The following is a 6,485-nucleotide window of genomic DNA, read 5'->3' on the forward strand; positions in this document are numbered from 1 at the left end:
ATGGCGCGGCGAGCGTTGCGCGCGGCGCCGGCACCTTCGGTGCCGCGCACCTGCTGAGCTCGGTGTCCGAGCCCGGCCTGGAGAAGACCGCCGAGATGGCCCCCGATGCGCTGCGGCTCTATCAGCTCTATGTCCGCGGCGACGACGCCTTCGTTGCCGATGTCGTCAGCCGTGCCGAGAAGAACGCCTATGCCGCCTTCTGCCTGACCGTCGACACCGCCCATTACAGCCGTCGCGAACGTGACATCGCCAAGCGCTACGTTCGCGAGAGCCGCCTGCGCGCCACCGGCGGCGACTTCCAGAAGGGCCTGGAGTGGCGGACGGTGAAGATGGTCAAGGACAAGTTCAAGATCCCGCTGATCCTGAAGGGCATCGCCACCGCCGAGGACGCCCTGATCGCGGTCGATCACGGCGTCGAATGGATCTACGTCTCCAACCATGGCGGACGCCAGCTCGACCATGGCCGCGGCGCCATGCATGTGCTGCCCGAGATCGTCGAGGCCGTGAAGGGTCGCGCCAAGATCATGGTCGACGGCGGCATCTGTCGCGGCACCGATATCGTCAAGGCGATCGCGGCAGGCGCAGACCTCGTCGGCATCGGCCGGCTGCAATGCTGGGCGCTGGCGGCGGCCGGCGAAGCCGGCATCACACGGATGCTGGAGCTCTTGGAAGACGAGGTGCTGCGCTGCCTCGGCCTCTTGGGCGCCACTTCATTTGCCGAAGTCGACAAATCCTGCCTGCATCCAGCGACCGCCACCAACGCGCCGAGCGTGTTCAGCGCGTTCCCGCTGTTCGACCACGAGCCTTATCGATACTGACTTGTCGCTTATTGCCGATACTGAAGTGAAAGGACGCAGGTGACATCGCTCTCTCCCGGCAGCGCCGATGCGCTTCTGTTCGATCTCGGGCGCGTGGTGCTCGACATCGACTTCTCCAAGGCGATCGCATGCTGGGCGGGACATGCCGGCTGCCAGCCCGAAGCCATTGTCGCGCGCTATGTGCGTGACGAGGCCTACCGGCTGCACGAGGTCGGCAAGATCAGCGACGAGGATTATTTCGCCTCGCTACGTGCTTCGCTCGGAATCGGCATTTCGGACGCGCAGTTCCTGGAGGGCTGGAACGCGATCTTCGCCGGCGAAATGCCGGATATCGCCGAGCTGTTGCCGCGCGCGGCGAAGCAGATGCCGCTCTACGCCTTCTCCAACACCAACCAGCCGCATGTCGACTATTTCTCGAAGGAATATGCCGATCTGCTCGGCCATTTCCGCAGACTGTATTTGTCTTCCAGCATCGGCCTGCGCAAACCGGATGCCGAGGCTTTCGACCATGTCGTCGCGGCGATCGGCGTGCCAGCGGAGCGCATCGTGTTCTTCGACGATCTCGCCGAGAACATCGAGGGAGCGCGGGCGCGCGGCCTGACCGCCGTGCATGTCACGTCGCCGCGCGATGTCGGGAACGCCTTGAAAGCCCTGGGAATCTGAGGCTAAGCGCTTGCCGCGCAAGCTCACCGCACGCCCGGTTCCCGGGACAAATCTGCGGAACTTGAGGAACCCAAAGCCTTTGTGCATTTTTGTACAGAGTTCCGGGAACGGAATACCCCCCTTCGGACTCATGAGTCGGTTGGGACTTCTACATCGGACGTATCGACGTGCTGGGCAAAACCTATCTCACCAAGCAAGCCTCTCTCCTGCTTGAATTCGCAAGAACCACCTCGGATTCTGACCTTTCCGCCAAGCTGATCAGCAAGGCCGCCGACCTGAAGTCTCAGGCCGACCCTCTGCCCGACAAGGATCAAGGTCCCAAAGCTCCCGACGTCGCACTGGACGACGGCTCGGGTCGACCGAGCGGAAGTTGACCGATGCTGGCCGTGGCATTCGTCCTTCTCGTGCTCGCCATGGCCATCCTCATCCCGGTCTGTCTCGCCTTCCGGATCATGCCGCGACGGACTTGAGCCGCCTCCTCCACTGCTGAGGCCACGCAGGATAAATCACCCTGCGTGCTGCTTTGCCTCGCGCCCGCACTCGGATAGAACTCTCGCCGGCCATTTACCGATGTGCCCAGCAGGAGTTTAGCCCGTGGCCCTGATGCCGGTTTCTGACGCGCTTGCCGCGGTGCTGGCGGGTGCAGAGCCACTGCCCGAAGAGAAGGCCTCCCTCGACGAGGCCTATCACCGCGTGCTTGCGCAAGACGTCGCGTCGCGACGCACGCAGCCGCCGCAAGCGATGTCGGCGATGGACGGCTATGCCGTACGCGCGGCCGATGCCGCAACGATCGATTCCCGCCTGACGGTCATCGGCGAGGTCGCAGCGGGCCGTCCTTTCGCAGGAACGATCGGTGCCGGCGAAGCCGTACGGATCTTCACCGGCGGCGTCATTCCCGACGGTGCGGACGCGGTCGTGATCCAGGAGGACACCGTCGCGGACGGCAGGTGCGTCACGATCCAGGAAGCCGCGATCGCCGGACGGCACATCCGCCCGGCAGGCGTCGACTTCCGCGAGGGCGACGTGCTCTTGCGCAAAGGAACCCGCCTGACAGAGCGCGACCTTGCGCTCGCAGCCGGAATGAATCACCCGCATCTCGCCGTCTGCCGCCGTCCGAAGGTCGCGATTCTCGCCACCGGCGACGAACTGGTGATGCCGGGCTCAACGCCCGGGCACGGCCAGATCGTCTATTCCAATGGCTACGCCCTGCACGCGCTCGCCCGCAGCGAGGGCGCTGATACCATCGACCTCGGCGTCGCCGCCGATACGCTTGCAGCCACCTCCGCCGGCATCCGCCGCGCCCGCGAGAGCGGTACCGACATCCTGATCACGACCGGCGGCGCGTCGGTCGGCGACCACGACCTGGTCCAGCAGGCGCTCCTGGACGAAGGCATCTCGATGGCGTTCTGGAAGATCGCGATTCGGCCCGGCAAGCCGATGATGCACGGACGGCTCGGCGCGATGCGCGTGATCGGTCTGCCCGGCAATCCCGTGTCCTCCTACGTGTGCGCCTTCCTGTTCATGGTGCCGCTGATTCGCGCGCTGTCCGGCCGTTCAGTGATTCATCATCGTCGCGAGCGCGCCGTGCTGGGCCGCGATCTCGGCGCCAACGACCAGCGCGAGGATTATCTGCGCGCGCGCCTGGAGCTGCGCGACGACGGCACGCTCGTTGCCGTTCCCGTCAGCCATCAGGACTCCTCTCTGCTTGCGAATCTTGCTGCAGCACAGGTACTTCTCGTGCGCCCACCGTTCGCGCCGAAGGCCGAGGCCGGCAGCCCTTGCGAGGTGCTGCGGCTCCCCGTCTGAACTGGGTGGCCACACGCATTCCGCGAGTTTCGGTCTGTTCACGGTAAATTAAGCAGTTGCGGAACATGTATCGAACATATAGTGTCCGTTCATGATTTGTTTCGAGCGTGCAGCGGCTTGTCGCTGAATTCATCGTCTCGGAATCGAACGACATCAACCGGGGGACTTTGGTCGAGATGTTAACGCGCAAACAATACGAGCTTCTGCGGTTCATCAGCGAACGCTTGAAGGAAAGCGGCGTGCCGCCCTCCTTCGACGAGATGAAGGATGCGCTCGACCTGCGCTCGAAGTCGGGCATCCACCGCCTGATCACCGCGCTCGAGGAGCGCGGCTTCATCCGCCGCCTGCCCAACCGCGCCCGTGCCATCGAAGTGATCAAGCTGCCGGAGCTTCAGGCTGCCGCCGGCAACCGACGCGGTTTCACGCCGAGCGTGATCGAGGGCAATCTCGGCAAGGTCCGCACGAGCTCCAGCCCGGCCGTGGACGAGGGCGAGCGGCCCGTTGCGGTGCCCGTGATGGGCCGCATCGCAGCCGGCACGCCGATCGAGGCGTTGCAGACCCGCAGCCACACCATCAGCGTGCCGCCCGACATGCTCGGCTCTGGCGAGCATTACGCCCTCGAGGTGCGCGGCGATTCCATGGTCGAGGCCGGTATCCTCGACGGCGACATGGCGCTGATCCAGCGCAACGAGAGCGCCGATACCGGTGACATCGTGGTGGCGCTGATCGACGACGAGGAGGCCACGCTCAAGCGCTTCCGCCGCCGCGGCGCCTCGATCGCACTCGAGCCCGCCAATGCCGCCTACGAGGTGCGCATCCTGCCGCCGAACCGCGTGAAGATTCAGGGCAAGCTGATCGGGCTTTACCGGAAGTACTGAGACCCTTCGGCGGTCATTCGATACCAATGATCCTGATTGGAGCGGATCTAATCCGCTCCTGCTGGGCAGTCTTCTGGCCTTGCGCAGATTGTCCGGCCCCTTTCCAGCGCGACGCCTCGGCGTGTCGCCGCCAGGCACTTATCACTTGGCGGTATCGAGGCCTCGAGCAGACAATGATACATCGGCGCTCGGGCGCTCGCGGGCCGCTGACGCTCGTCTTCGCCGAATGCATTGATGTGAGCTTTGTTCCTAGCGGATTCGAAAAGATAATTTGATCGCATCCCGCGGGCCAGCCGCAGATTTGCCCACAACCAAGCAGAGCTTTATGTGCTTCCACTCTGATAGAGGCTTGCGCCTCCGAGGGAGGCGCGGGTTGCTATCTTCGCATGAGGAGCACCCGATGTGTGACTACAGCCTACATGCCGTTGCATCGCGCCCCGCCGAAGTCGGCGAGACGATCGTGTCGACAACGTTCCGCGGCACCTCGACGCGTGGTTTTGCTTCTGCGGCCGATCCGACCGTGGCCGTCTGCCTGCTGCCGGGGACGGAGCTCGCCTTCGCCGACAACGTCCGTTACGACAATCGATGGATCTGGACGCGTACCGTCAATTCTCGCGTCGGCAAGTTCGGCAAGATTGATCCGCACATTCCCGATCGCCATCACGACGCGATCGAATTCCCGGATGGAAAATACGTGCTGGTGACGCAGCTCGTCGAAGGCCAGCACGCAACCGTGCTGCAACTGCCGGTGACCCAGCCCGTCAGCGAGCGCGAGCACAAGCCGCAGATCGTCGCCGACAACCGGCCGACGGTCACGCGCCTGCCGATCGGCTGACGCCACCCCGACCGACAACAGGTCGGGCCAGGATTGAAATGCCATCGCCGGCCGAGGCCGGCGAGCCCGGCGGGTTTGTGTCTTCACGAAAATCGATCGGCGAGCCCCGCCGCCGCACATCGTCGCCGCACGAAGTTTAAGCCGTCCTGCCTGAATTTTGAACGTCCGCTCCGCAGCCAAATGTCCGATGCTGTCGTGGCTTGAGGCGGCGGACACGCTCGATGAAGACCTTCATTCGCGTCGTTGAACTCTGGATACCTGACCGGACGCGCATGCGGCTGGAATTCGGCGGCGGCCTCTACGACGAAGGCCTGTCCGCATTCAAGACCGCCAGCGCAGAGCTGCATTTCGGATATGGCGAGGGGCTTCCAGGCAAGGCCTGGGCCTCTGGCCATCCCGTCATCCTCACGACATTCGCCAACTCCTATTTCAAGCGGACCGATCAGGCCGTCGCGGCCGGCCTCACCTGCGGCGTGGCGGTGCCGGTGTTTGCAGGCGAATTCCTGCAAGCCGTGATGGTGCTGCTCTGCGGCGACGACGAGGCGCATGTCGGCGCGATCGAACTCTGGCACAACGATCCTGATCGCTCCCACGAGATGGCGCTTGTCGACGGCTATTACGGCACGGCGGACATGTTCGAATTCAACTCCCGCCACACCAAGTTTCCTCGCGGCTTCGGCCTGCCTGGACGCACCTGGAAGGCGGGTCTGCCGCTGATCGTCAAGGACCTGCACGACGCCAGGAGCTTCCTGCGCTGGGAGGACGCGGCCAAGATCGGGATCAATTTGGGGGTCGGCGTGCCCTACCGAACCGGCGCCGACCAGACCTGGGTTCTGACATTCCTCTCCGCGCAGGCAACGCCGATTGCGCGACGCGTCGAGATCTGGGTCCCGAACGAAGCCCGTTCGGCGCTGGTCCTGCGTGCCGGCGATTGCAGCGCGCACACCGACCTTGCCGCCCGCTATGCGACGCAATCCATTGCCAGGGGCGAAGGCGGTATCGGCGGCGCCTGGGCCGCCGGCATGCCAGTGCTCAACGACGATCTCAGCCATGACGGCTCGATCGCCGGCGCCGAGGCCTGCGCAGGCGGGTTGAGCCGGATGGTGGCCCTGCCGGTCATCGGCAACGCAAGGCTGGAAGCCGTGCTGGCCTGGTATCTGTAGATCGATCGCGTCAATCGTCGGCCTGCAGGTCGGTCTCCGACGGCGTTGCGTCGCGGTTGCGGGGTGCCGCCTTCGGCGCGAGGCTGCCGTCGAAATCACCTTCGCCGGCACCGGCCGGTAACCACGGGCGGTTCGTGCCTCCCGCCCTCACCGCCTGAACCGAAAAACCACCGCCACGCTGTGTCAGAGCCAGCGCACCCTGGCGAAGGAGCCGTTTCCGGTCCACCACCATCGCCGCGCAATCGGGCGGCGCGGGCCGTGACGTCACCACCAGCGTGGCCCGGCTGCAATCGTCCGCCAACGCGTCGATGCGCGAGGCCAG

General features: G+C 64.9%; 7 protein-coding genes and 1 pseudogene. 7 read left to right on the forward strand and 1 reads right to left on the reverse strand.

What is annotated here, in order from left to right:
- The 7 genes from MOV74_RS28150 to MOV74_RS28180 all read left to right on the forward strand — a co-directional run.
- A partial coding sequence (locus tag MOV74_RS28150; RefSeq protein WP_246929865.1) for an alpha-hydroxy acid oxidase occupies positions 1-818 on the forward strand: 818 nt, incomplete at its 5' end.
- 39 nt (positions 819-857) lie between these two features.
- A complete protein-coding gene (locus MOV74_RS28155; protein WP_246929867.1) occupies positions 858-1,481 on the forward strand; it encodes an HAD family phosphatase in 624 nt (207 codons plus the stop codon).
- 167 nt (positions 1,482-1,648) lie between these two features.
- Positions 1,649-1,855: a hypothetical protein gene (locus MOV74_RS28160; protein WP_246929868.1), complete on the forward strand. Its 207-nt coding sequence runs from the start codon at positions 1,649-1,651 to the stop codon at positions 1,853-1,855.
- 220 nt (positions 1,856-2,075) lie between these two features.
- Positions 2,076-3,287 carry a gephyrin-like molybdotransferase Glp gene (glp, locus tag MOV74_RS28165; RefSeq protein ID WP_246929870.1) on the forward strand — a complete coding sequence of 404 codons (1,212 nt, stop codon included), beginning with the start codon at positions 2,076-2,078 and terminating at the stop codon, positions 3,285-3,287.
- 176 nt (positions 3,288-3,463) lie between these two features.
- Complete coding sequence (lexA, locus tag MOV74_RS28170) at positions 3,464-4,165, forward strand: transcriptional repressor LexA (RefSeq protein WP_246929872.1); 702 nt, start codon at positions 3,464-3,466, stop codon at positions 4,163-4,165.
- A 400-nt stretch (positions 4,166-4,565) separates the two neighbouring features.
- A complete protein-coding gene (locus MOV74_RS28175; protein WP_246929874.1) occupies positions 4,566-5,000 on the forward strand; it encodes a hypothetical protein in 435 nt (144 codons plus the stop codon).
- 221 nt (positions 5,001-5,221) lie between these two features.
- Positions 5,222-6,163 (forward strand): GAF domain-containing protein, encoded by a 942-nt coding sequence (locus tag MOV74_RS28180; protein WP_246929876.1) that lies wholly within the window; start codon positions 5,222-5,224, stop codon positions 6,161-6,163.
- A gap of 10 nt (positions 6,164-6,173) precedes the next feature.
- Here MOV74_RS28180 and MOV74_RS28185 read toward each other — a convergent pair.
- Positions 6,174-6,485 (reverse strand): annotated as a pseudogene (locus tag MOV74_RS28185) (competence protein ComEC); the annotation flags it as partial.

Source organism: Bradyrhizobium sp. SHOUNA76 (assembly GCF_023006445.1).
Taxonomy (GTDB): Bacteria; Pseudomonadota; Alphaproteobacteria; order Rhizobiales; family Xanthobacteraceae; genus Bradyrhizobium.

Excerpts from the sequence above, each read along its gene's own strand:
- MOV74_RS28175 (WP_246929874.1), top strand. The coding sequence starts at position 4,566 with ATGTGTGACTACAGCCTACATGCCGTTGCATCGCGCCCCGCCGAAGTC.
- lexA (WP_246929872.1), top strand. The coding sequence starts at position 3,464 with ATGTTAACGCGCAAACAATACGAGCTTCTGCGGTTCATCAGCGAACGC.
- MOV74_RS28180 (WP_246929876.1), top strand. The coding sequence starts at position 5,222 with ATGAAGACCTTCATTCGCGTCGTTGAACTCTGGATACCTGACCGGACG.